This is a genomic window from Pseudomonas sp. 11/12A, assembly GCF_000800055.1.
Classification (GTDB): domain Bacteria; phylum Pseudomonadota; class Gammaproteobacteria; order Pseudomonadales; family Pseudomonadaceae; genus Aquipseudomonas; species Aquipseudomonas mohnii.
Genome location: NZ_JUGV01000001.1, coordinates 3,824,875 through 3,848,790, shown reverse-complemented (window position 1 = coordinate 3,848,790; position 23,916 = coordinate 3,824,875). Strand labels below are relative to the sequence as shown.

Annotated in this window: 15 protein-coding genes; 6 read left to right on the top strand and 9 right to left on the bottom strand. The window is 61.1% G+C overall.

The features are described from left to right. Positions 1-45: 45 nt before the first annotated feature. Positions 46-468 carry a YybH family protein gene (locus GQ39_RS17675; protein ID WP_047532135.1) on the bottom strand — a complete coding sequence of 141 codons (423 nt, stop codon included), beginning with the start codon at positions 466-468 and terminating at the stop codon, positions 46-48. A 9-nt stretch (positions 469-477) separates the two neighbouring features. Continuing rightward, positions 478-1,428 carry an agmatinase gene (speB, locus tag GQ39_RS17670; RefSeq protein ID WP_047532133.1) on the bottom strand — a complete coding sequence of 317 codons (951 nt, stop codon included), beginning with the start codon at positions 1,426-1,428 and terminating at the stop codon, positions 478-480. Between the two features lie 368 nt (positions 1,429-1,796). On the opposite strand from speB, the gene GQ39_RS17665 reads away from it, so the two are divergent. Both GQ39_RS17665 and GQ39_RS17660 read left to right on the top strand, forming a co-directional pair. Continuing rightward, positions 1,797-2,693, top strand: a complete 897-nt coding sequence (locus tag GQ39_RS17665) for a LysR family transcriptional regulator (protein WP_047532131.1) — start codon at positions 1,797-1,799, stop codon at positions 2,691-2,693. Positions 2,694-2,705: 12 nt separating this feature from the next. Next, on the top strand, positions 2,706-3,302 hold the full coding sequence (locus GQ39_RS17660) for a tRNA-uridine aminocarboxypropyltransferase (protein ID WP_047532129.1): 597 nt from the start codon (positions 2,706-2,708) through the stop codon (positions 3,300-3,302). Between the two features lie 147 nt (positions 3,303-3,449). On the opposite strand, the gene GQ39_RS17655 is transcribed toward GQ39_RS17660, so the two are convergent. Genes GQ39_RS17655 through GQ39_RS17645 form a run of 3 tightly spaced genes read right to left on the bottom strand, consistent with a single transcriptional unit; the run spans position 3,450 to position 8,374 of the window. Continuing rightward, entirely contained in the window at positions 3,450-4,829 is a 1,380-nt protein-coding gene (locus GQ39_RS17655) for an HlyD family type I secretion periplasmic adaptor subunit (protein WP_047532127.1), read from the bottom strand. A gap of 9 nt (positions 4,830-4,838) precedes the next feature. Next, a complete protein-coding gene (locus GQ39_RS17650; protein ID WP_047532125.1) occupies positions 4,839-6,998 on the bottom strand; it encodes a type I secretion system permease/ATPase in 2,160 nt (719 codons plus the stop codon). 17 nt (positions 6,999-7,015) lie between these two features. Continuing rightward, on the bottom strand, positions 7,016-8,374 hold the full coding sequence (locus tag GQ39_RS17645) for a TolC family outer membrane protein (protein WP_047532123.1): 1,359 nt from the start codon (positions 8,372-8,374) through the stop codon (positions 7,016-7,018). Between the two features lie 597 nt (positions 8,375-8,971). On the opposite strand from GQ39_RS17645, the gene GQ39_RS17640 reads away from it, so the two are divergent. Next, complete coding sequence (locus GQ39_RS17640) at positions 8,972-15,430, top strand: retention module-containing protein (protein WP_047532121.1); 6,459 nt, start codon at positions 8,972-8,974, stop codon at positions 15,428-15,430. Positions 15,431-15,524: 94 nt separating this feature from the next. On the opposite strand, the gene lapD is transcribed toward GQ39_RS17640, so the two are convergent. The 4 genes from lapD to GQ39_RS17620 all read right to left on the bottom strand — a co-directional run bounded on the left by lapD (position 15,525) and on the right by GQ39_RS17620 (position 19,307). After that, positions 15,525-17,465 (bottom strand): cyclic di-GMP receptor LapD, encoded by a 1,941-nt coding sequence (lapD, locus tag GQ39_RS17635; protein WP_047532118.1) that lies wholly within the window; start codon positions 17,463-17,465, stop codon positions 15,525-15,527. A gap of 22 nt (positions 17,466-17,487) precedes the next feature. Then, the gene (gene lapG, locus GQ39_RS17630; RefSeq protein WP_047532114.1) at positions 17,488-18,195 is read right to left on the bottom strand and encodes a cysteine protease LapG; all 708 of its coding nucleotides are present in this window, start codon (positions 18,193-18,195) and stop codon (positions 17,488-17,490) included. 118 nt (positions 18,196-18,313) lie between these two features. Then, entirely contained in the window at positions 18,314-18,709 is a 396-nt protein-coding gene (locus GQ39_RS17625; RefSeq protein ID WP_047532112.1) for a YbaN family protein, read from the bottom strand. 10 nt (positions 18,710-18,719) lie between these two features. Next, positions 18,720-19,307: a UPF0149 family protein gene (locus GQ39_RS17620; RefSeq protein ID WP_047532110.1), complete on the bottom strand. Its 588-nt coding sequence runs from the start codon at positions 19,305-19,307 to the stop codon at positions 18,720-18,722. A 389-nt stretch (positions 19,308-19,696) separates the two neighbouring features. Between GQ39_RS17620 and recQ the strand changes: the two genes are divergently transcribed. The 3 genes from recQ (at position 19,697) to GQ39_RS17605 (ending at position 23,823) form a co-directional block, all read left to right on the top strand. Continuing rightward, positions 19,697-21,823 carry a DNA helicase RecQ gene (gene recQ / locus GQ39_RS17615; RefSeq protein ID WP_047532109.1) on the top strand — a complete coding sequence of 709 codons (2,127 nt, stop codon included), beginning with the start codon at positions 19,697-19,699 and terminating at the stop codon, positions 21,821-21,823. A gap of 119 nt (positions 21,824-21,942) precedes the next feature. After that, the gene (locus tag GQ39_RS17610; protein WP_047532107.1) at positions 21,943-22,377 is read left to right on the top strand and encodes a MarR family transcriptional regulator; all 435 of its coding nucleotides are present in this window, start codon (positions 21,943-21,945) and stop codon (positions 22,375-22,377) included. Positions 22,378-22,503: 126 nt separating this feature from the next. Beyond that, the gene (locus GQ39_RS17605) at positions 22,504-23,823 is read left to right on the top strand and encodes a type IV pilus assembly protein FimV (RefSeq protein WP_152614005.1); all 1,320 of its coding nucleotides are present in this window, start codon (positions 22,504-22,506) and stop codon (positions 23,821-23,823) included. Positions 23,824-23,916 lie beyond the last annotated feature (93 nt).

The following is a 23,916-nucleotide window of genomic DNA, read 5'->3' as shown; positions in this document are numbered from 1 at the left end:
GATCATAAAGGCGCGCTCATCGTGTGTGAGGCGTCGCCTGTTTGGCTAAGGGGGGGGCAGCCCTTCCGGCATGGCGGACAAATGTTCGTGGCAGGCCAGCCATAGGCCTTGTTGTTCTTGGCCAGACGCTTGTTTTTTGAAAACAATTGTCTCGCGCTCCTGGCTGAAATGTTGCTCCCCTTGCATGCGCAGCTCGGTGGCTACGTCATGGATGAAAATCGCCACATCACCTTGCAGGCTGACGAAGGCGTTGCTCGAGGTGCACGACAGCACCTCGAAACCATCCTCGGCACGCCAGCTGTCCCACAATGCCTGATAGGCATCGCGCGACAGCAGGGGCTGTTCGAGGGTGTAGAAGACGAAGCTGGCGTCAGAGCTGAAGGCACCGAAGTAGGCTTCGCGATCGTTACGAGCGAAGGCAGACACCAGATCGGCGGCGGCTTGCAATACCTGATCACGTTCGTTCATCACCAATCCTCAGCGATGGACCACACCAGGCAGTACGCAGAGCATCTCGTACAGCAGGTTGGCGGCCAGCAGCGAGGTGTTGCCGGTGGTGTCGTAAGCGGGCGAGACTTCTACCAGATCGCAACCGACCAGGTCGAGGCCTTGGCAGCCACGCACGATCTCGATGGCCTGAATGGTCGTCAGACCGCCGATTTCCGGGGTGCCGGTCCCTGGTGCCCAGGCCGGGTCGATGCCGTCGATGTCGAAACTCAGATACACCGGGCCGCCGCCGACTTTCTCGCGAACTTCGGCCATCAGCGGCGCCAGGGATTTGTGCCAGCACTCTTCGGCTTGAACCACGCGGAAGCCCTGGTTGCGGCTCCAGTTGAAGTCGTCAGCGGTGTAGCCCTGGGCGCGCAGACCGATCTGCACAACACGGTCCGGATCCAGCAGGCCTTCTTCAACGGCGCGACGGAAAGTGGTGCCGTGGGCGATTTTCTCGCCGAACATGTGATCGTTCACATCGGCGTGGGCGTCGATGTGCACCAGGCCGACCTTGCCGTGCTTTTTATGGATAGCGCGCAGGATCGGCAGGGTGATGGTGTGGTCACCGCCCAAGGTCAGCGGGATCACGTCGTGTTCAAGGATGTTGTCGTAGGATTCTTCGATGATCCGTACGGCATCCAGCAAGTTGAAGGTGTTGATCGCGATGTCGCCGATGTCGGCAACCGACAGCGAGTCGAACGGTGCTGCGCCAGTGGCCATGTTGTACGGGCGAATCATGACCGATTCAGCGCGGATTTCGCGAGGCCCGAAACGGGTGCCAGGGCGCAGGGAAGTGCCAATGTCCAATGGCACGCCTACGAAGGCAGCGTCCAGACCGGCAGCGGTATTCAAGTGGGGGAGTCGCATCATGGTGGCGATGCCGCCGAAGCGCGGCATTTCGTTGCCGCCCAGTGGTTGGTGAAGAATCTTGTCCACGGGTAGGGCCTCATCGTCGTTGTTTTATTTATGTCGATACACCGTTCACAGTAGGCACGGGCACCGCTGGGAGCCGATTCTGCGAAATGTCGTGACGGGGAAGAATCGCTCCGCGCAAATACTTAGTTCAGATTTTTCTAAACTAATGGCAAAGGCCGAGATAGACTTTATGCCGCGCGCAGAATTCTGTGGCGAGGGAGCTTGCTCCCGCTGGGTTGCGAAGCGGCCCCAAAACATTCACGCCCATGAGCTTGATTCACAGCACCCTCAGATTTCACGACTGCTGCGCCCGGAGGCGGATCGACCGAACGGGAGCAAGCTCCCTCGCCACAAAAGCAACACGCACTGCCTTGCAAACGGAGTCCTTCGTGGCCAATGCTTTACCCGACTTGAAACTATTGCGCATCTTCGTCAGCGTGGTGCGTCATCAGGGCTTCGCCAACGCCCAGCAAGAGCTCAATCTCTCGACGTCGGCCATCAGCACTTACATGAGCCAGCTCGAAGCCGCGCTGGGCCTGGTGCTGTGCCATCGCGGCCGTGGCGGTTTCAGCCTCACCAGCAAGGGGGAGCTGTTTCATCAGGAAACCTTGCGGTTACTGGGCGAGCTGGAGGGCTTCGAACAATACGCCGCCGCGCTCAAGGGCGAGTTGCGCGGCACGCTGAACCTGGGAGTGATCGACTCCACGGTCAGTGACAAGGCCTTGCCGTTCGCCGAAGCCATTGGCGCCTACAGTCAGGAACACCCGGCGGTGCATTTGCACTTGTCGGTCATGAGCCCCTACGAGTTGCAACTGGGCGTGCAGGACAATCGACTCGATCTGGCCATCGGTGCGTTCTCCACGCGCATGAGCGGCCTGGTCTACATGCCGCTCTACCGCGAACAACATTGGTTGTATTGCAGTGCCCGGCACCCGCTGTTCAATGAGCGGCGTATTCCCGAGCAGGTCATCACCCAGCAACGCATGGTCGGTCGCGGTTACTGGAGCCAGGCCGAACTGGCGCGGCACGGCTTCAAGCACAGCGCCGCCACCGTGGAGAGCATGGAGGCGCAGCTGATCCTGGTGCTGTCCGGCGCCTACATCGGTTACTTGCCCGAGCATTACGCCCAGGCCTGGGCGGACAAGGGCGACTTGCGGGTGTTGCTACCGGCGACCTTCGGTTATCAGGCACCGTTCTCGATGATCGTGCGCCGTGGACGCAGTCGCGAGCCGCTGATCCAGACCTTCCGCGATCTGCTCAAAGCGCAGCTCAACCAGGCCGCTTAAGGAAACGTTGCGATGTCCCGAATTCAATGTCCCTGCTGCCTGCGTCCGCAAAGCCATTGCTTGTGTCCGTTGGTCCCGAGCCTCGACAGCCGCACCCGTGTGTTGTTGCTGCAACATCCGAGTGAAGTGAATCATGCGCTGAACACCGCGCGCCTGGCTGCGTTGGGCTTGAACAATGCCGAACTGATGGTCGGCGAGGTGTTTGAGGATTTGCCGGTGCTGTTGAATCAACCGGGGTATCGGGCGCGGTTGCTGTTTCCCGGCGAAGAGGCGCAGCCGATTCAAACCTGTGCCGTCACCGATGAACCGTTATTGCTGGTGGTCCCGGATGGCACTTGGCGCAAGGCTCGCAAGCTATTGCACCTCAACCCGCTGCTGGCGGCGTTGCCGAGGGTGACCCTGGCCGAGGGTGGCGTGTCCCGCTACCGGCTGCGCAAGGCTCCCGGGCCAGGGGCGTTGTCGACGATCGAGGCGATTGTCCAGGCACTGGAAACCCTTGAGGCACCAACGTCGTTCGAGCCGTTGCTCAGGCCGTTCGAAGCGTTGATCGAGGGGCAGATTGCGGCGATGGGGGAGGAGACGTACCAGAACAATCACGGGCCGAAATAAGCGTCGTTTGTGCCGGCCTCTTCGCGGGCAAGCCCGCTCCCACAGGGAACCGTGTCGAACACAAAGCGTGTGAACGCTACACAACATTGTGGGATCGGGCTTGCCCGCGAAGACGGCGGATCAATCACCGCAGCTCTCAAGACATGATTACCTTTCGCGCATCGCCTCGGTCCGCGCTTTCAGCACCGGTTTGAGCAAGTAATCCAGCACACTTTTCTCACCCGTGATGATATCCACCGTCGCCACCATCCCCGGAATGATCAACAGCGGTTTCGCATCCCCGCCCAGGTGGTTTTTATCGGTACGCACCTGGATCAGATAGAAGCTGTTGCCCTTGTCGTCGGTGATGGTGTCGGCGCTGATCAATTCCAGCTTCGCGCTCAGGCCGCCATAGATGGTGTAGTCGTAGGCGCTGAACTTGACCATGGCTTTCTGGCCTGGATGCAGGAACGCCACGTCTTGCGGCCGGACCTTGGCCTCGATCAGCAGGTTGTCTTCCAGCGGCACGATTTCCACCATGTCGCTGCCCGGCTGGACCACGCCGCCGATGGTGTTGACCTTCAGCGTTTTGATAATTCCGTGAACCGGCGAGACTACCGTGGTGCGGGTCACGCGGTCGTCGATGGCGATGCTCGATGCGGTGATTTTCGACAGGTCGGTGCGTTTCTCATTCAACTCTTTGGCGGCCTCCGAACGGAAGGTTTGTTCGGACTCGTCAATCTTGCTCTTGATCTCGTTGATCGCCGATTCGGCGCGGGGAATGGCCAGGGTGGTGGCGTTCAGCGAGCCGCGAATTTCCACCGCGCTGCGTTTGAGGCGCAGGATCTCCACCGGTGACACCGCCCCCGTGCCCACCAGCGGCGTGGACATGTTCATCTCCTGCTGCAGCAGTGCCAGGCTTGAGCTGTATTGCCCCTGTTTTGAGCGAAATTCCGCCAGTTCCTGGGTTTTTTGCCGAAGTTGTTCGCTCAGGGTGCGTTGTTCGCTGGCCAGTCGCCGTTGCCGTTGTTCATACAACGAACGTTCGTCTTCGGCCACCTGTGGCGCTTTGGCGATCACTTCGTCCGACAGCTTGAACGGCCGACCTTCGGCCTCCGCCGACAGGCGTTCGACCTGTGCGGTCAGTGCATAGCGATCAGCCTCGCTTTCACCCTTGTTCGACAGATAGCGCGTGTCATCCAGGCGTAGCAAGGTATCGCCCTTGTTCACCATTTGCCCTTCACGCACGAAGATTTCGGTGACGATGCCGCCTTCAAGGTTCTGGATCACCTGAACCTTGCTCGACGGAATCGCCTTGCCTTCGCCCATGGTGACTTCTTGCAGCACCGCGAATTTGGCCCAGACCAGCGCGCTGATCAACAAGCCTGCCGCCAGCCATACGGTGATCCGCGACCAGCGCGGTGAGTCCTGCAGTGAAGCGCCGGCGGTTTCCGGCATGAATTCGCTTTCGGCGCTTTTGGCGAAGCTGCCGAAGTAACCCCGCTGCTTCGAATTGGCAGGCGACTTGTCGGATGATGAACGAGCCATGAGTCGCTCCTAGACGGCCGAAGAGCCGACACGGCCCTTGCGCAGTGCATCGATGACCGCTTCTTTGGGCCCGTCGGCGACGATCCGCCCGTTGTCCAGTACTACCAGCCGATCCACCAGGCTGAGCATCGAGGTTCGGTGGGTGACCAGCAGCACGGTTTTGCCCTGGACACAGCCATGGAGTTTTTGCCGCAAAACGTCTTCGCTGCTGTTGTCCATGGCGCTGGTGGGTTCGTCGAGCAGCAGGATCGGTGGGTCGAGCAACAACGCCCTCGCCAGCAACACGGCCTGACGCTGGCCACCGGACAGCAATTGACCACGCTCGCCCACGGGTCGGTCGAAGCCTTGCGGGTGTTGCCGGGCCAGTTCGGTGACACCGGTAAGTTCGGCCACTTCGAGCATGCGTGAGTCGCTGATGTAACGCGCGCCGAGGGTAAGGTTATCGCGCAGGCTGCCGGCCAATAACGGCAGGTCGTGGGCGACGTAACCGATTTGATGACGCAGGTCGGCGACGTCCAGTTGTCGCAAGTCCAGGCCATCGAGCAACAGCTGGCCTTCTTCCGGTTCGTAAAAACCCATCACCAGTCGCGCCAGGGTGCTTTTGCCCGAGCCGCTGCGGCCGATGACGCCGATCCGCTCACCGGGCTTCACGCTGAAGCTGACATTGGCCAGTGCCGCACTGTTCTGCCCGTTGTAGCGGAAGGTCACGCCGACGACATCCAGCGCGCCTTGCAGTTGCGTGCGCTCCAGTGGCCGTTGTTTGGCATCGCGTTCCTGTGGCAGCGACATCAGCGCGTCGGTGCTTTTCATGGTCAGTTGCGCTTGCTGGTAGCGGGTGATCAAGCCGGCGATCTGGCCCAGTGGCGCCAGCACGCGGCTGCCGAGCATGTAGCTGGCCACCAGTGCACCGACGCTGAGGTTGCCGGCAATGATGCTGTAGACACCGGCAACGATGGTCGCCATGCCGGAAAATTGCTGGATGAACAGCGTACCGTTGGTGGCCAGCGCCGAGAGGTTACGCGCATGGCTGTCGAGGCGGGTGAGGGCGCCATGGGTGCTTTCCCACTTGTGCTGGCGCTCGCTTTCGGCGCTGCAGGCCTTGAGGGTTTCCAGGCCGCCGAGGGTTTCGATCAGCAGGGCCTGGCGTTCGGCACCGAGGCTGAGGCTCTTCTGCACGGTGTCGCGCAGCCGCACCTGTATCACCATGGCGAAAATGATCGTGATCGGAAACGCCAGCATCGGAATCACCACCAGCCAGCCACCGAGCAGGCCGATCACCACCAGCATGAGCACTACGAAGGGCAGGTCGATGAGACTGGTGAGGGTGACAGCGGTGAGGAATTCCCGCAGGCCCTGGAAGTCATGAATGCTCTGGGCAAAACCACCGATGGTCGCCGGCCGCGCTTTCATCGACATGCCGGTGATGCGTTCGAACAGGGTCGCCGACAGGATCACATCGGTTTTCTTCCCGGCGGTGTCTAGCAGATGGGCGCGCACCACCCGCAACACCAGTTCGAAACCGGTGCCGATCAGCAAGCCGATGGACAGCACCCACAGCGTCGAGGTGGCTTGGTTGGGCACCACGCGGTCGTAGGTCTGCATCACGAACAACGGCACCATCAGGCCCAGCAGGTTGATCAGGAAGCTCGCCAGGATGGCATCGCTGTATAGCCATTTCGACAGCTTCAGGGTGTCGCGGAACCAGGCCTGCACACGAGGCACGAGGGGGGAGCGCAAGTCTTCCAGTTCATGCCGTGGTCGGGCGAACAAGGCCTGGCCGGAATAATGCGCTTCAAGTTCCTCTGGGCTGATCCATTGTTCACCGCCGTCGGCTTCGCTGGGCAGAATCAGCACCCGACCGTCATCGCCAATACGTCGCAAAACCGCGGTACGACCGTTATCGAGCAACAGCAGGACGGGCAAGTTGAGCGCGGAGATGTCTTTAAGCTCGCGACGCAGCAAGCGCGCCTGCAAACCGGCCCGGGCCGCTGCACGAGGCAGCAGGTCCGGGCTCAGGCGTTGGTGTGCCATTGGCAGCCCGGCACTCAGGCTGGCGCGACTGACCGTCGCGCCATGAAGTTTGCAGAGGATCAATAGACCGTCCAGAAGCGGGTCATCAAAGCTCAGACGCGGATCGACACCGATGTTGCCGGGTTCCATGCTGGTCAAATTGGTCGCTCCAGGTACTACTTCAGTTCAGGCAGACGAGCTTGGTTTTTCACCTCGTTCCGGGCGACTGCATCGGCGGGCAGCACTACCCGCTGTTTGCTCAGTAACTGGCCCATGTTCGCCAGTACACGGTACATCGAAAACTCCTCGGTGTAGCGTACTTCGGTGTAGCGGCGGTTGGCGTTGTAAAGCTCGTTTTCACTGTCGAGCAGGTCGAGCAAGGTGCGTTGGCCAAGGCCGAACTGATCCTGATAGGCCACGCGCACGCGTTTACTGGTCTCGGCATATTCACGGGCGGTCGGGGTCTGTTTCTTGGCGTTGACCATAGCGTTCCAGGCCAGGTGGATGTTTTCGTTGAGCTGGCGCAGGGCATTGTTCCGGATGTCCATCGCCTGATTGATCTTGTGCGCATCGGAGGCCATGCGAGCCTTGTCGCTGCCGCCGCGGAACAGGTTGTAGTTCATCACCACGCCCACGCGCCATTCGTTGTCATGGCCTTCTTCGCCGGCAATGTTGTTGTTCGCTCCGACGGCGGCTTCAGCATCGAAGCGCGGGTAGAACGGCGACTTGGCCACTTCGTATTGGCTTTCGGCGGATTGCACGTCAGCCTGGGCGGATTTCAGGTAAGGGTTGTTCTCCACCATGCTCTGCTGCGCTTCCTGCAGCGATGCAGGCACTTCGCCTCGGGTCGACGGCGGTGTTTCAAGCTCATCGGGCATGCGCCCCACGACGCTGTAGAAGTTCGACTCGGCGTCGGCCAGATCGACTTCGGCGGTGTCGAGGTTGTTCTCTGCCAATGCCCGGCGAGCATTGGACTGGTCGGCGTCGGCGTTGCTGCCGACACCGCGCTGGGTGCGCAGGCCGATCTGGTCGTTGACCCGCAAGTGCGCCTGCAGGTTGTTCTTGGCCAGTGTCACCAGTTCGCGGCGCTTGAGCACATCGAGGTAGACCTCGATGGTGCGCAGGGCCAGATCCTGGGCGGTGCCCTGAGCGTAATAGGCCCGGGAGTTGACCACGCCCTTGGTGCGTTCGACTTCGTTGGCGGTGTTGAACCCGTCGAAGAGCATCTGCCGCAGGCGCAGTTCCGATTGGGTGTAGTTCAGGATTGCCGTGTGGTGGTTGCCGAGGGCCCGGGTGTTGGTGTTATCGCTGTACCCGCGCCCGTACGCGGCATTCAGGTCGACCGATGGATAAAAGCCCCCCTTGGCGACGTTGACGTCTTCATCAGCCGACAGACGGCTGTCTACCCGCGACGCCAACTCAGGATGGGTCGCGATGGTGCTCTGGATCGCCTCGGTCATGGACATTGCATCAGCTTGAGAAGTGCAGGCCATGGCCAGCAGAACCGCGCTGCAGAGGGGGGTTAAGAGGCGCATGGGTACATCTCCCTGATTCCTGATGGTTCTTTATCGGTCGCCAATTATTTGACGACATTTATAGGTAAACCGTTTCATGCTTTTAACAACAGAGCTAAGAACATTCTAGGGAGGAGCTAAGAACTATTTCTCATAATGCCTATGCCAAAAAAAACTTATGCGCTCTGCAAAATCCAGCACATTGTTCAATGCGAAAGCCCTTGATTTATGAGCTTTAGGGCGCTCTTCGGGGTTTTAGGAAAGTTCCAATCCACTTATCGACAATGGACGGAGAAGTGCTGGAGGGGAGGGACGCGTAGCAGACTGGAGTGACGGTTTTTTGTCACTTGTGTGGTTCAGGATCGTTACGCTGCGCTCGCTGGACAGGTTGGGCTGGATTTGGATCCCGATGCCATTGATTGCAAACGGGTTTGTCCAGATACGCGAACGATGTCCGTGAGTTTCACGCTGGGCGAGAATGTCGCCAGAGGACGGTGGTCTACTCAGGTAAATCCGCTGACCCGCAGACAATCCGCCAGGCAACCCGCCTGAGCCATCGAGCATGTTCTCCGTGATAAATCAGGGTGCCGACAGCGGTTGGCAGCGGAGGAAATGCACATGGCTACGCTCATCGGTATCGTCAGTAAAGTCATCGGTCAGGTATTCGCGGTGGCGGGCGACGGCACGCGTCGTGTCCTGGTCGAGGGGGACCGGTTGTTCGCCGGCGATCAACTGAATACCGGGGCCGAAGGCGCAGTAGCGGTGCATTTGCAAAATGGCCATGAGCTGACCCTTGGGCGCGGCAGCAGCCTGCAAATGACCCCTCAATTGCTGGCTGATCAGTCGCCCCATGTGGTGGACACGACTGAGTCGGTGACGCCGAGCCAGGCGCAGCTGACCGACGTCGAGCAACTGCAAAAGGCCATCGCTGCCGGTGACGACCCGACGCAAACCGCTGAAGCGACCGCGGCCGGCCCGGGGTCGACCGGACCTTCCAGTGGCGAGCTGGGCGGCGGCCACAGTTTTGTCATGCTCGAAGAAGTGGCGGGACGGGTCGATCCAACCATTGGCTTCCCCACCGCCGGCTTCAATGGCATTCCCGAGTTTCCCGAGTTGCGGCACAACGCCGCTGCCAATAATGGTTTAGACGGCGCGGGTACTTCGGCGCCAGTCATCACGCCGCCTATCGTCACGTCACCGGACGTCACGCCACCGGACGTCACGCCGCCTGTTGTCACGCCACCGGACATCACACCCCCGGTCGTCACGCCTCCGATCAATAACCCGGTCACCCTCAACGGCCTGTCCGTCGAGGGCGGTGAACTGACCGTCAACGAAGCCAACCTCGTCGATGGCTCGGCCAGCAATTCCGGTGCGCTGACCCAGAGCGGCACGTTTACCGTCACGGCGCTCGACGGGCTCACCAGTCTGAGCGTCGGCGGAATCAATGTGGTCAGCGGCGGTGTGGCTGCAGGTTTTCCTCAGTCGATCACCACACCGCTGGGCAGCACCCTGACCATCACCGGATATAACCCGGCCACTGGTGTGGTGAGTTACAGCTACACCCTCAATGGCAGCGAAAACCACGCGTCCGGGGACGGCACCCAACTCAGTGAACACTTCACAGTGGTCGCCGGCGACAGCAACGGCGACAGCGCCACGGGTTCGCTGGACGTCAACATCAGCGATGACGTCCCTAAAGCCGTCGATGACAGTAACGCGGCCACGGCGTCAGAAACCCATCTGACCCTGAACGGCAGCGTACTGACCAACGATGTGCAAGGCGCCGACCGCATCCCCACCGGACCGGAAAGCGGCCCCGTGGTGGGTGGCACTTTCACCGGGACTTACGGCACGTTGGTGCTCAATGCCAACGGCACGTACACCTACACCCTTGATACCAGTGATGCGGATTTCAAGGCCCTGCATGGCGGTGGCAACGGGACCGAAACGTTCACCTACACGCTTAAGGATGCTGACGGCGATACCAGCACGGCGAATCTGGTTCTGCAGATCCACAACAACGACGACCCGGTGACGATTGGCGGATTGAACGTCGAAGGTGGCGAGCTGACGGTTTACGAAAAAAACCTCACTTACGGCAGCAACCCGGATGCGGCGGAGCTGACCCAAAGCGGCACCTTCACGGTCAATGCGCCGGACGGTTTGCAAAGCCTGACCGTGAGTGGCGTCTCGATAATCAGCGGCGGCGTTCCGGTGGGCTTCCCGCAATCGGGTAGCACTGACACGGGCGCGACCTTCACCATCACCGGTTATAACCCGACGACCGGGGTAGTGAGTTACAGCTACACCCTGAACTACACCGACACTCATCCGAATGCCAGTGGCGCCAACAGCATCACCGAGCATTTCGAAGTCGTCGCCACCGATACCGATGGCAGCACGGCGCACGCGCAAATCGACGTCAACATCGTCGATGATGTGCCCAAGGCCAATGCCGATACAGCCTCGGTCACCGAGGGCGGTGTGGTCACCGGCAACGTGCTGGCGAACGATGTCGGCGGTGCGGATGGCCCGGCGGCCGGTGGTGGCGTGGTCGGCGTGCGCGCCGGCTCGGACACCTCGACGCCGGTCGTGGGTGGCCTCAACAGCCAGATCAACGGCACCTACGGTTACCTGACCCTGGACGCCCACGGCAACGCCGAATACCACAGCTACCCCAACAGCGTGAACGGCCCCGGCGCGACCGACACCTTCACCTACACCCTGCGTGACGGCGACGGCGACCAGAGCACCACGACCCTCACCATCGACGTGAACAACAGCTGCATCAAGGCGGTCAGTGACAACGACGTGACCGTCTACGAAAAAGCCCTCGATGACACCAAGGACGGCCAGGACCTGGCGGCCGGCTACGCCACCGGCAGTGATCCCCATAACGCGGGCGAGACCGCCAGCGGCACGTTGGTCGGCTCGGTCACCGGCGCCACCGGCGCGATCAGCTACAGCCTGGTCGGCAGCGCCCAGGGCCATTTCGGGCTGATCCAACTCAACTCCGATGGCACCTACACCTACACCCTGACGACACCGGCGAACACCACGCCGCATGCGAACGACGGCGCCAACACCGTCACCGAAACCTTCACCTACCAGGCCACCGATTCTCAGGGGAGCGTGGTCACCAGCACCATCGTGGTCAACATCGTCGATGACGTGCCCAAGGCCAATGCCGATACAGCCTCGGTCACCGAGGGCGGCGTGGTCACCGGCAACGTGCTGGCGAACGATGTCGGCGGTGCGGATGGCCCGGATGCCGGTGGTGGCGTGGTCGGCGTTCGCGCCGGCTCGGACACCTCGACGCCGGTTGTGGGCGGGCTGAACAGCCAGATCAACGGCACCTACGGTTACCTGACCCTGGACGCCCACGGCAACGCCGAATACCACAGCTACCCCAACAGCGTGAACGGCCCGGGTGCGACCGACACCTTCACCTACACCCTGCGTGACGGCGACGGCGACCAGAGCACCACGACCCTCACCATCGACGTGAACAACAGCTGCATCAAGGCGGTCAGTGACAACGACGTGACCGTCTACGAAAAAGCCCTCGACGACACCAAGGACGGCCAGGACCTGGCGGCCGGCTACGCCACCGGCACCGATCCCCATAACGCGGGCGAGACCGCCAGCGGCACCCTGGTCGGCTCGGTCACCGGCGCCAGCGGTGCGATCAGCTACAGCCTGGTCGGCAGCGCCCAGGGCCATTTCGGGGTGATCCAGCTCAACTCCGATGGCACCTACACCTATACCCTGACGACACCGGCGAACACCACGCCGCATGCGAACGACGGTGCTAACACCGTCACCGAAACCTTCACCTACCAGGCCACCGATTCCCAGGGGAGCGTGGTCACCAGCACCATCGTGGTCAACATCGTCGATGACGTGCCCAAGGCCAATGCCGATACAGCCTCGGTCACCGAGGGCGGTGTGGTCACCGGCAACGTGTTGGCAAACGATGTCGGCGGTGCGGATGGCCCGGCCGCCGATGGTGGCGTGGTCGGCGTGCGCGCCGGCTCGGACACCTCGACGCCGGTCGTGGGTGGCCTCAACAGCCAGATCAACGGCACCTACGGTTACCTGACCCTGGACGCCCACGGCAACGCCGAATACCACAGCTACCCCAACAGCGTGAACGGCCCGGGTGCGACCGACACCTTCACCTACACCCTGCGTGACGGCGACGGCGACCAGAGCACCACGACCCTCACCATCGACGTGAACAACAGCTGCATCAAGGCGGTCAGTGACAACGACGTGACCGTCTACGAAAAAGCCCTCGACGACACCAAGGACGGCCAGGACCTGGCGGCCGGCTACGCCACCGGCAGCGATCCCCATAACGCGGGAGAGACGGCCAGCGGCACGTTGGTCGGCTCGGTCAGCGGCGCGATCAGCTACAGCCTGGTCGGCAGCGCCCAGGGCCATTTCGGGGTGATCCAGCTCAACTCCGATGGCACCTACACCTACACCCTGACGAATCCGGCGAACACCACGCCGCACGCGAACGACGGTGCCAACACCGTCACCGAAACCTTCACCTATCAGGCCACTGATTCCCAGGGGAGCGTGGTCACCAGCACCATCGTGGTCAACATCGTCGATGACGTGCCCAAGGCCAATGCCGATACCGCCTCGGTCACCGAGGGCGGCGTGGTCACCGGCAACGTGCTGGCAAACGATGTCGGTGGTGCCGATGGCCCGGCCGCCGATGGTGGCGTGGTCGGCGTGCGCGCCGGCTCGGACACCTCGACCCCGGTCGTGGGCGGGCTGAACAGCCAGATCCACGGCACCTACGGCTACCTGACCCTGGATGCCCACGGCAACGCCGAATACCACAGCTACCCCAACAGCGTGAACGGCCCGGGTGCGACCGATACCTTCACCTACACCCTGCGTGACGGCGACGGCGACCAGAGCACCACGACCCTCACCATCGACGTGAACAACAGCTGCATCAAAGCGGTCAGTGACAACGACGTGACCACCCACGAAAAAGCCCTCGACGACACCAAGGACGGCCAGGACCAGGTGGCTGGACACGTCCCCGACAGCGAACCGGGTCATGGCAGCGAAACTGCCAGTGGCGCCACCGACAAGACCCCGATCGGGGGGGGTGTTACAACGGCCAAGCCAAGCCTCTCCGGCCCGTTGGCGGGTGATAGCACCAGCAATGACGCTGCCGTGGCTGCGGCGAAAACGGTGTTCGACACCAGTGGCAAACAAACGGGGGCGCAAAACGTCGGGTATTCCCTCTCTGACGGTAAGCCCAACGAAGGTGATGTCGGGTCGCAGGGCGAGGCCACTACGAAGGGAGCCCTTGAGTCCAGAGACACCAAGAACGATGCGGTTGGCCTGGGTGACGGTGTGAGCAGTCCCGACCCGGATCCACTGGCGCATGACGACACCACCACATCTGGCAACAATACCAACCCGGTGTTGGTCACCGACCTCAATCAACAGAACTCGGTGCTGTCGGGCACGGTGGTCAGTACACCGCTAACGGGTTCGCCAGTGGGCGAGGGCGCAACGTTCGCTGCCGACGGTGGCCTCCTCAAAACCATAACCGTCGATGGCACCACCTACGACCCGAAAGGCAACGTTAACGACAGCAAAGGCACTCTGGTGGAGAACCTCGACACCGGAGATAACCATTACGTGTCGCAGAAGGCCGCGTCGGTGGTGAACACCGAAAACACCGGCTGGATCTCCAAGGCAGCGGACTTCACTGGCACAGGCGCGATCAACTTCAAAGGTACCAACCCCAACAACACCGAGAACCAGAACCTGGCCGACGTACGCAGTGCGTTCTCGGCCAATGCAGCGACCATGACGGCGGTGCTGGTGGTCAGCGGTTACCTGGGTGCGGTGACCAATGCCCACGCCAATGATGAGGATCGCATCACCGTCAATCTGAAGCAGGGCGAAACCCTCAACCTGGATCACAACCTGGCAGCGGGCCATGTGGCCATGGAATATTCGGTCGACGGCGGAGCCTGGATTGCCCTTGCGGACGGGCAAACGCTGACGGCAACGTCGGATGCGACCTACCAGATCCACATCACCAATATCACCAATACCAGTGGCAGCAACGCCAACGGGGCGGAAAACTACCAACTGACCATGACCGTCAACTACGCCGGTGTCCATGACATTGCCCCGGATGACCATGGCACCTCCATCGCCAGTGACAGCCATGGCGGCAGCGACAGCGCCCACCTGTCCATCAGCTACCAGGACAGTCACGTCCTCACCGGGACGGCGGGCAATGACACACTGGTGGCGGGCAATGGCGACAACATCCTCAATGGCGGTGACGGCAATGACATCCTCACCGCAGGCCCCGGCAATAACGAGCTGCACGGCGGCGCCGGCAACGACTTGCTCTACAGCGGTCCGGGCAATGATCTACTCGACGGAGGCATCGGCAACGACACCGCCAGCTACGCCCATGCCACGGCCGGGGTCACAGTCAACCTAGGCTTGCTCGGTGCGCAAGACACCCTCGGCGCAGGCATCGATACCCTGACCGGTATCGAAAACCTGACGGGCTCCAACTACAACGACACCCTCACCGGTGACAACAACAGCAACATCATCAATGGCGGACTGGGTAACGATGTGCTCAATGGCGGGGGCGGCGATGATTTCCTGATTGGCGGCCTGGGCAACAACACCCTCACCGGCGGCGCCGGGGCCGACACTTTCGAGTGGCTCAAGGGCAACAGCGGTCACGACGTAGTGACCGACTTCGCACCAGGCACCGACAAACTGGACTTGTCACAGTTGCTGCAAGGGGAAAGCAACACTGCGGCATCGCTGGATGACTATCTGCACTTCACCGTCAGTGGCAGCGGTGCGTCAGTGGTGACCAGCATCGACGTCAGTGCATTGGCCGGCGCGGCGCCGAACCAGACCATCGATCTGGCGGGTGTCAACCTGGCCAGCCATTACGGGGTGACGCCGGGGGCGGGCGGGGTGATTGCCGGGGCGGATACGGCGACCATCATCAACGGGATGCTCAATGATCATTCGTTGAAGGTGGATACCGTTTGATCTGAAAAAGGTCGCAGCCTCCGGTAGCTCCTGCCTGGGATCGTATGGATCCTGTAGGAGCCGCCGAAGGCTGCGATCTGTTGATCTGCTGGCTTCACATCGGTTCAGGCGCGCCGATCAATCTTCCCATGACCCCAAACACCCCCAGTTCCTTGATCGTTTCCAGCTCACCCTGAGTCTCGACCATTTCTGCAATCAACGGCAGGTCAATGCTGTTGGTGGCCCTGAAGATCGCCTCGATGAACAGCCGTTTATCTCGTTGTTCATCGATGTGCCTGATGTAGGCTCCATCGATTTTCAAGTAAGCCAGACCCAGTTGCGTCAGGTTGCCGATCTGGCTGAAGCTGCCGCCAAAATGCTGCAAGCCGATGCGAAAACCGGTGTTGAGCACACTGTGACTCAGCCGTTGCAACTCGTCCGCGGGCGGCAGTTGGCATTCGTCGATTTCCAGGGTCAGCAGCGGTGCCAGATCCGGCAGCGATTCGAGCATGTCGAGGATCAGTCGCAGCTGCGCCCGGTCGCGCAGGGTACTGCCGGACAAGCTCAGCGCCAGTGGCCAGCGGTTGGCGGCGAGGTATTCGAGGGTGGCGTCGAGCATCGCCAGATCGAAGCGTGCCGACCAGCCCAGACGCTCGATCCACGGCAGGAAATGTCCGGCGGCAATCGCTTCGCCCTGCGGATCGATCAGACGCGCGAGGACTTTGTGGTGCAGCACCTGACGGGTGTCAGCGCATTGCACCACCGGCTGAAAATACAGCTGCAATTTGCCTTGGGTCAGGGCGTCGTCGAGCCAGGCACGCCAGTCATGTTGAGGCTGATTCGGTATGGTCTCGTGGTGCCCCAGCAGCATCCAGGGGCGGTCGGAGCGTTGCCGGGCTTGAGTCAGTGCATGGTCCAGGCGCAGTAGCACGTCGCTGGCCGGCTCACCGGGGTGATAGGCGACAATGCCCAAATGGGCGACGGGCGTGCAATCGCTGGCGCCGGTCAGACGCAGGTTTTCCAAGGGGGCGCTGATCTCGGCGGCCAGTCGCTCGGCGCCCTCGGTGTTCAGTCCCGGCATCAGGAGACTGAATTCGCCGCCACGGTTGCGTGCCGCCAGCCAGGCCCGCCGTTCGGGCAATTGAGTCAAGCGCTTGAGCAATTCGCCCGTCGCGCTGATCAATGCATCGGTGCGTTGCCCGCCAAGACGTTGATTGAGTCCCACCAGATCGTTGATCTGCAGCATCAGCAAATGGCCGTCGCTGTTTTGTTCATCGACCAGTAAGTAATCGGCCAGCTGCTCATCCAGCAAGCGACGGTTGGCCAACCCGGTCAGGCTGTCCTGATAGGACTCGCTGCGTAGTTTTTCACTGCGTTCGGCTTCTTCGGCGAATAACGCTTTGAGTTTCTCGACCATCTGGTTCATTGCCAGCACGACCCGTTTCAATTCCGGTGTGCGTGGCAATTTCGGCAGGCTCAGGAACTCATGCTTGCTGATGGCTTCGGCCTGTTTGACCAAGGCGTCCAGCGGGCGAAATTGCCGACGCAGCAACCAGCCACCGAAGACGGCACTTAGCACTCCACATACCAGCAGCCAGATCAGGCTGCCAAGGGTGCTGTCCCAGAGTTTGGCCAGGGCGAATTGCGGGTTGCTCAACACTTCCACGCGCGCCGCTTGCTCCCAGCCGCGCATGATCAGCGCATCGCCCCCCTCGATACGCAGGTTCACCAGGCTGACGAACCACCCCGGTACGCCCTCGATACGCCCGGCAACGTTACGCTCGACCAGTACCTGCTGATTCTCGACATCGATAATGCGAATGCTGTTGAAGTAGCCACTGTCGAAAATTGAACTGACCATCAGCTCCATCATGGCCGGATCATCGATCTGTGCCGTCAGCGACAAGCCCAATGCAGTGGCGGCGTCCTGGGCATGGGAGCGCAGTTGACCGAGCATCTGTTCGCGGGAGCTTTCCAGGCTGACAAAGAAACTGCCACTGAACGCCACCAGCAGGAACAGGCAGATAGCGATAAACAATTGGTTGCGCAGTTTCATCGAACGCTCCTTGCTGTGGCCGTTAACCGTTGCCCACGGAGAACCCCTCGGCCTGCATCTTTTTCAGGACGTCTTGCCAGCGCGACAGTTTTTTCGAGTCGCTGCTGCGATTGCCGCCCTTGGCACCGGGTAGGTAGAGGCCTTCGGCATTGAAGGCATACACCGGCAACAAGTCTTTGCGTTGGGAGGCGGGGCGGATGTCGCTGACCAGGTTATCCAGCACCAGCGGGTCGGCGGCAGGGCTGCTGTAGAAGGTCAGCACCATATGCGCCTGGTTCTGGGTCAGCGCCTTGACGTAAGTGATGCGCAGTTTTTCGCTGGGAATGCCGAGTTGGCGCAGGCTGAAATATTTCGCCAGTGCGTAGTCTTCACAGTCCGCGGCGCCCTTGATCAGGGATTCGGCGGGCGTGGCCCAGTAGTCGGCCTGATGCCAGACGCGGCTATCGTCCTGAAAATTCAGTTGTTGATTGAAGAAACGATTGACCGCATTGAGTTGTTCGCGCTCAGGCGCGTTGCGTTCGCCCTGGAGCATTTGACTCCAGGCCACGATACGTCTCTCTTCAAGGCCGAGGGGGCCGTAACGCTGTCCGACGCTTTCAAGAATCTGTGCAAAATCCCAATAGGCCGAGGCGCTGGTCAGGCCGATCAGCAGAAAAGCGGCCAATAGCAGTCGCCCGCCGATCCGAAGTCGGAACGTTGGCCATCCTGGACTTCGCTGGCTGCGGGACATGTCCGGCTGCTCGTGTGTTGAGTGTTGAAGTCTAGGTGGTGTTTGCCGCGAAGAGGGGCAGATCGTCGGATGAAGGTGTCACGCAGGACGGCCTGCGTGGCGAAGGCGCCACAGAAGTTCAGGATTTGTGCAGGGTTTTCTGGCGAAGGATATAGATCGTCACCAGCACCGCGCTGGTCAGCATGAAGCCGCGAGCCCAAGGCAGGGGCACGAGATAGCAGGAGAACAGGATGCTCGCCCACATCAGGCCGATGGCGTAGACCTTGCCCTTGAGCGGAATGCCGTTGCCGTCGAGGTAGTCGCGAATCCAGGGCCCAAGGTGCCGATGCTCCACCAGCCATCGATAAAAGCGCGGCGAACTGCGGGCGAAACAGGCGGCCGCCAGCAGCAGGAAGGGCGTGGTGGGCAATACCGGCAGGAAAATCCCGATCACCCCCAGCGCTACGCTGAGCCAGCCGATGGTCAGCAACACGTAACGCAACATCAGGGGGCGGTTGCCTATGGGGGCGTCCATAGGCACGACCTTAGTGGTGACGTGGCTTGAGGATCGCCGGTTTTTCGTCTGGCGCGTTGCACAGCAGGTACAGCGCGGTCAGGGCTTCCGGGATCTGTACGATCATGTCGTCCATCAGGTTGGCGTCGGCGGCGATGTCGGAGAACTCCGGTTGCTCGTCGAACAGGCCCGAACCGACCATGATCGGCAGCAACATTTCGCTGACTTCATCTTCGGCGGTTTCGAACCAGGCTTCTTCGCGCAGGAACACGCCTTCCATGAAGCCGATGCACCAGCCACGCAGATCGGAATCGTCCGGGTCATCGCCCAGGTCCAGGTCGCAGGGCAACTCGAACTCTTCATCAGAGGCCAGTTGACGGGCGATGTGCGCCTTGAGGGCCAGCAACGTGGATTCGATCGCTTCGCGCTCGGTGTCGTCGGCGTAATGCGGCTCTTCGGCGAAGAGCGCGTCGATCCACTCACGATCCGGGACCTCTTCGGAACAGATCGACAGCGCGGTGAGGTAGCCGTGGGCGGCCACGTAGTCCAGCGCCTCGTCATGCAGTTCATCGGCGTCGAGGAAGACTTGCAGGCGGGTTAGTTGCTCAGCGAAGGACATTAAAGGACTACCTTGGGGAATTAACAGATGCGGGAATTCTAGGCCTTCTTGAGCGCTCAGGCCAGCCGCGCGGCATATTTGCACCGCATTCCTTGTGGGAGCGAGCCTGCTCGCGATGGGGTCGTCACATCCAACATCGTCGCTGCCTGATCCGCCGCCATCGCGAGCAAGCTCACTCCCACAGGATTTATACGGTGTTGTTGGTGTGTCTTATCAGCGGCGCCCTTTGCCGGACAGTGCTCGGGTATACTCGCGCGTTTTGTGATGCCCTGCTGGCGTCCCGACTGAAATGTGAAGCGACATGCAACGCGCACTTACGATTTGTCGGTGTGGAGCTGGCGGTTCTGAACCAGCCTTGCAGGGATGTTTCGGTGATTTTTGGAGTTTTTATGCTCGAACAGGCTCAACGCGTCCTCAAGGACATCTTCGGCTACGACAGTTTCCGTGGCCGTCAGGGTGCAATCATTGAGCGCGTGGCCAGCGGCGGCGATGCCCTGGTTCTGATGCCTACCGGTGGCGGCAAATCCTTGTGCTTCCAGGTGCCGGCGCTGTTGCGCGATGGCCTGGCCGTCGTGGTGTCGCCGCTGATTGCCTTGATGGACGATCAGGTCGCGACGCTCGAAGAGCTGGGCGTGGCCGCCGCCGCATTGAACTCTACCCTCAGTGCCGAGCAACAACGCGACCTGGCGGCCCGCATCAAGCGCGGCGAAGTGAAAATGCTCTATCTCGCGCCGGAACGGCTGGTCCAGCCACGCATGCTGGCGTTCCTGCAAGGGTTGAACATCGCTCTGTTCGCCATTGACGAAGCGCACTGCGTGTCGCAATGGGGTCATGATTTCCGTCCGGAGTACCTGCAACTGGGCCAGTTGGCGGAAATGTTCCCCGATGTGCCACGCATCGCCCTGACCGCCACCGCCGACAAACGCACCCGGGAAGAGATTGTCACTCGCCTGCACTTGCAGAACGCCGAGCGCTTCCTGTCGAGCTTCGATCGACCGAACATCTTTTATCGCATCGTGCCCAAGGAGCAGCCGCGCAAGCAGTTGCTGGCGTTTCTCGCCGAACGGCGCAGCGATGCCGGCATTGTGTATTGCCTGTCGCGCAAAAAGGTCGAGGAGGTGGCGGCATTCCTCAGTGAGCAAGGCTTCCCGGCGCTGCCCTACCACGCCGGGTTGCCCAACGATTTGCGCGCCTACCACCAGAAGCGCTTCCTCAACGAGGAAGGCCTGATCATGGTCGCCACCGTGGCGTTCGGCATGGGCATCGACAAACCCAACGTACGTTTTGTCGCACACCTCGATCTGCCGAAATCCCTTGAGGCCTACTATCAGGAAACCGGTCGCGGCGGGCGTGACGGCCTGCCGGCAGACGCCTGGATGGCCTACGGCCTGCAAGACGTGGTGATGCTCAAGCAGATGCTGCAGAACTCCGAAGGCGACGAACGCCACAAGCGCCTGGAGCAGCACAAGCTCGACGCCATGCTCTCGTTGTGCGAAGAAACCCGCTGCCGCCGCCAGACCCTGCTGGCCTATTTCGACGAGGACATGCCCGAGCCCTGTGGTCACTGCGACAACTGTGTCGACGGCGTGCAGACCTGGGACGCCACCGAGCCCGCCCGTCAGGCGCTTTCGGCGATCTACCGCACCGGCCAGCGCTACGGTGTCGGGCATTTGGTGGATGTATTGCTGGGCAAGGACAACGAAAAAGTCCGCAGTTTCGGTCATCAGCATCTGTCGGTTTACGGTGTCGGCAAAGCGATGGCCGAAGGCGAATGGCGCTCGTTGTTCCGACAACTGGTTGCCCGGGGGCTGGCGGATATCGACCTGGAAGGTTACGGCGGCTTGCGCCTGAGTGACAGCTGCCGGCCGCTGCTCAAGGGTGAAGTGACCCTGGAGCTGCGCCGCGACCTCAAGGCGCAAACCACGACCAAAAGCAGCAAGAGCCAGGCGAGCCAACTGGTGCGCGGCGAAGAACGCGAACAGTGGGAAGCCTTGCGTGCCCTGCGACGCAAACTCGCCGAAGAACACGGTGTGCCGCCTTACGTCATCTTCCCGGATTCCACCTTGCTGGAAATGCTCCGCAGCCAGCCCACTTCCCTGGCGGAAATGGCCACGGTCAGTGGCGTCGGCGCGCGCAAGCTGGAACGTTATGGCGAGGCCTTCCTCGAAGTTCTCGGCGGCCAGGTCGAGGCACCGAAGGTGGTGGCCGATGTGCGCCACGAATTGATCACCCTGGCGCGCGCCGGCATGACGCCGCTGCAGATTGCCGGTCAGCTGCAATGCTCGGAAAAGAACGTCTACACCATGCTGGCCGAGGCCATTGGCAAGCAGCAGCTGTCGCTGGAACAGGCACTGGATTTGCCCGAGGACTTGATGGGCGAAGTTCAGGATGCGTTCCTCGACGGCGAAGGCGAGTTACCGCCAGTGTCGGAGATTTCCGCGCTGTTTGCAGGCCGGGTGCCGGAAGGTGTTTTGTACTGTGTACGGGCTGCATTGCAGTCCGAATTCGAGATTTGAGTGATCTGTCGTGCTGATGTAACGATTCAGTACAGATCAAGCCTTGCCTCAGGGCAAGGCTCATGCTTAGCTGACTAATTATTAGGTTTTCTCTGTTTCAGTCTAATCATGAGTGTTTTATGCCGTTAACCGATCAACACCGCTTTGGCATGCAATTGGCCCAGATGTCACGCGGCTGGCGTGCCGAACTCGACCGCCGACTGGCCGGGCTCGGACTGTCCCAGGCGCGTTGGCTGGTGCTGCTGCACCTGGCGCGTTTCGACGAAGCCCCGACACAACGTGAACTGGCGCAAAGCGTCGGCGTGGAAGGCCCCACCCTGGCCCGCCTGCTCGATAGCCTGGAAAGCCAGGGCCTGGTGCAGCGTCAAGCGGTGCTGGAAGACCGTCGAGCAAAGAAGATCGTCCTCTGCGCCCCGGCGCTCCCCCTGATCGAACAAATTGAAACCATTGCCACGCAATTGCGCCACGAGCTGTTCGAAGGCGTGGATGAGGCGGATTTGGCGGTGTGCATGCGGGTTCATGGGCACATTCTTGGCAACCTGGAAAAATCTTGAGGCATAACCCCGCGCCAGACTGGTGAGCGGCCGCATTGAGCAGACTATAAGAACTACTGCGCGATATCGTGTTCGTACCGGATGTGCGAACACGTGCAGGTTGGTTCTGGTTACTAAGGGATGCTCATGCTTGAGAGTCGGCTTTTCGTTGTACGCTGTTGCACCCGATTGTTGCTGGTCGGTGCCGTTGTCACTTACTCGGCATTGGCGTCAGCGCTGGGGCTCGGTGAAATGACCGTTCACTCGGCATTGAATCAGCCGCTGCGAGCCGACATTGCGCTGATGGATGCCGCAGGCCTGGAGGAGGGCGAACTGTCGGTCAGCCTGGCGACAGCGGACGAATTCAGCCGGGCCGGTGTCGAGCGGGTGCTCTTCCTTGATAACCTGAAGTTCACTCCTGTCCTGCGGGGCAACCGTCGCCTGATCCAGGTGACATCTAACAAACCGGTCAATGAACCCTTCCTGAATTTCCTCGTACAGCTCAATCAGCCCAACGGCCGGTTGCTGCGTGAGTACACGGTGCTGATCGACCCTCCAGGATCACCCAATATTGTGCCGGCAACGGATGAACCGCTGATCGGCCGACCCTCTTCCGAATTTCCGAGTGTCCAGCCTGCCACCGCGCCACTTCCTGCGCGCAAGGAGCCGCCCAAGCCTGCCGCCGCTCCACTGATTCATCCGCTTGATGAACAATTGGCCGCCAGCGTGCTGCAAAACCAGCAGTTGCAGGCAAGCGTTGACGAGCTCAAGGCGAAGCTCCTGGCACAGGGCGAACAGATCGCCGCTGGGAAAAAGCAGGTAGCCGAGTTGCAAACCCGGTTGGCAGAAGTTCAGCTGTCGACAGCAGAGCCGGATGAGCCTGCGGTGGTGACGCCGACGCCTGTCGTTACGGCAGAGCCCGGGAGAGATTTGTCGCTGATATTCGGGCTGCCGGCGCTGGCGCTGGTGGTGTTGGGGCTGCTGGGATGGTTCGTTCGGCGTCGCCGCCAGCCATTACAGACCGCCCCCGAACCTGCGGCCAAGCAAGAGCCGGTACTGAACCGATCGGTGGAACCATGGCAGGACGCTCTGGGTAATCAAGGTGAAATCGCGGCCCATGAAGCGCAACAGGCCAGCCTGCGCAGTTCCGGGTTTGCCCCACAAGAATTCCTGGAAAACCGTGCACGTCATCCCGGGTTGAGCCCTGTCGCATCAGCCGCAGTGCCCGTGGCGGCAGCGTCTGGCAACGAGTTCCAGTTGAACCTGGATGACCTGTCGATGGGGGCGAGTTGGGGCTTGATCGACGCCACCGGATCGCCATCGAGTGCCTCTACATTGCCGGAGCCCGACATTGAATGGGAACTCGAACCCGTTTCCCGATCGATGGACGGCAGCTTTCTGGTCGAGTTCGCAGAGCCGGTTCCATCGCCGGACCTTGAACCGCCGAAACAGGCGGCCCGCAGTTAATTTGCCGTCACCCGATAACCTTGGGTGTAGGGAACTATTGTGGCGAGGGAGCAAGCTCCCTCGCCACAGATGTGATGTGTTGTAAGCTGGAGC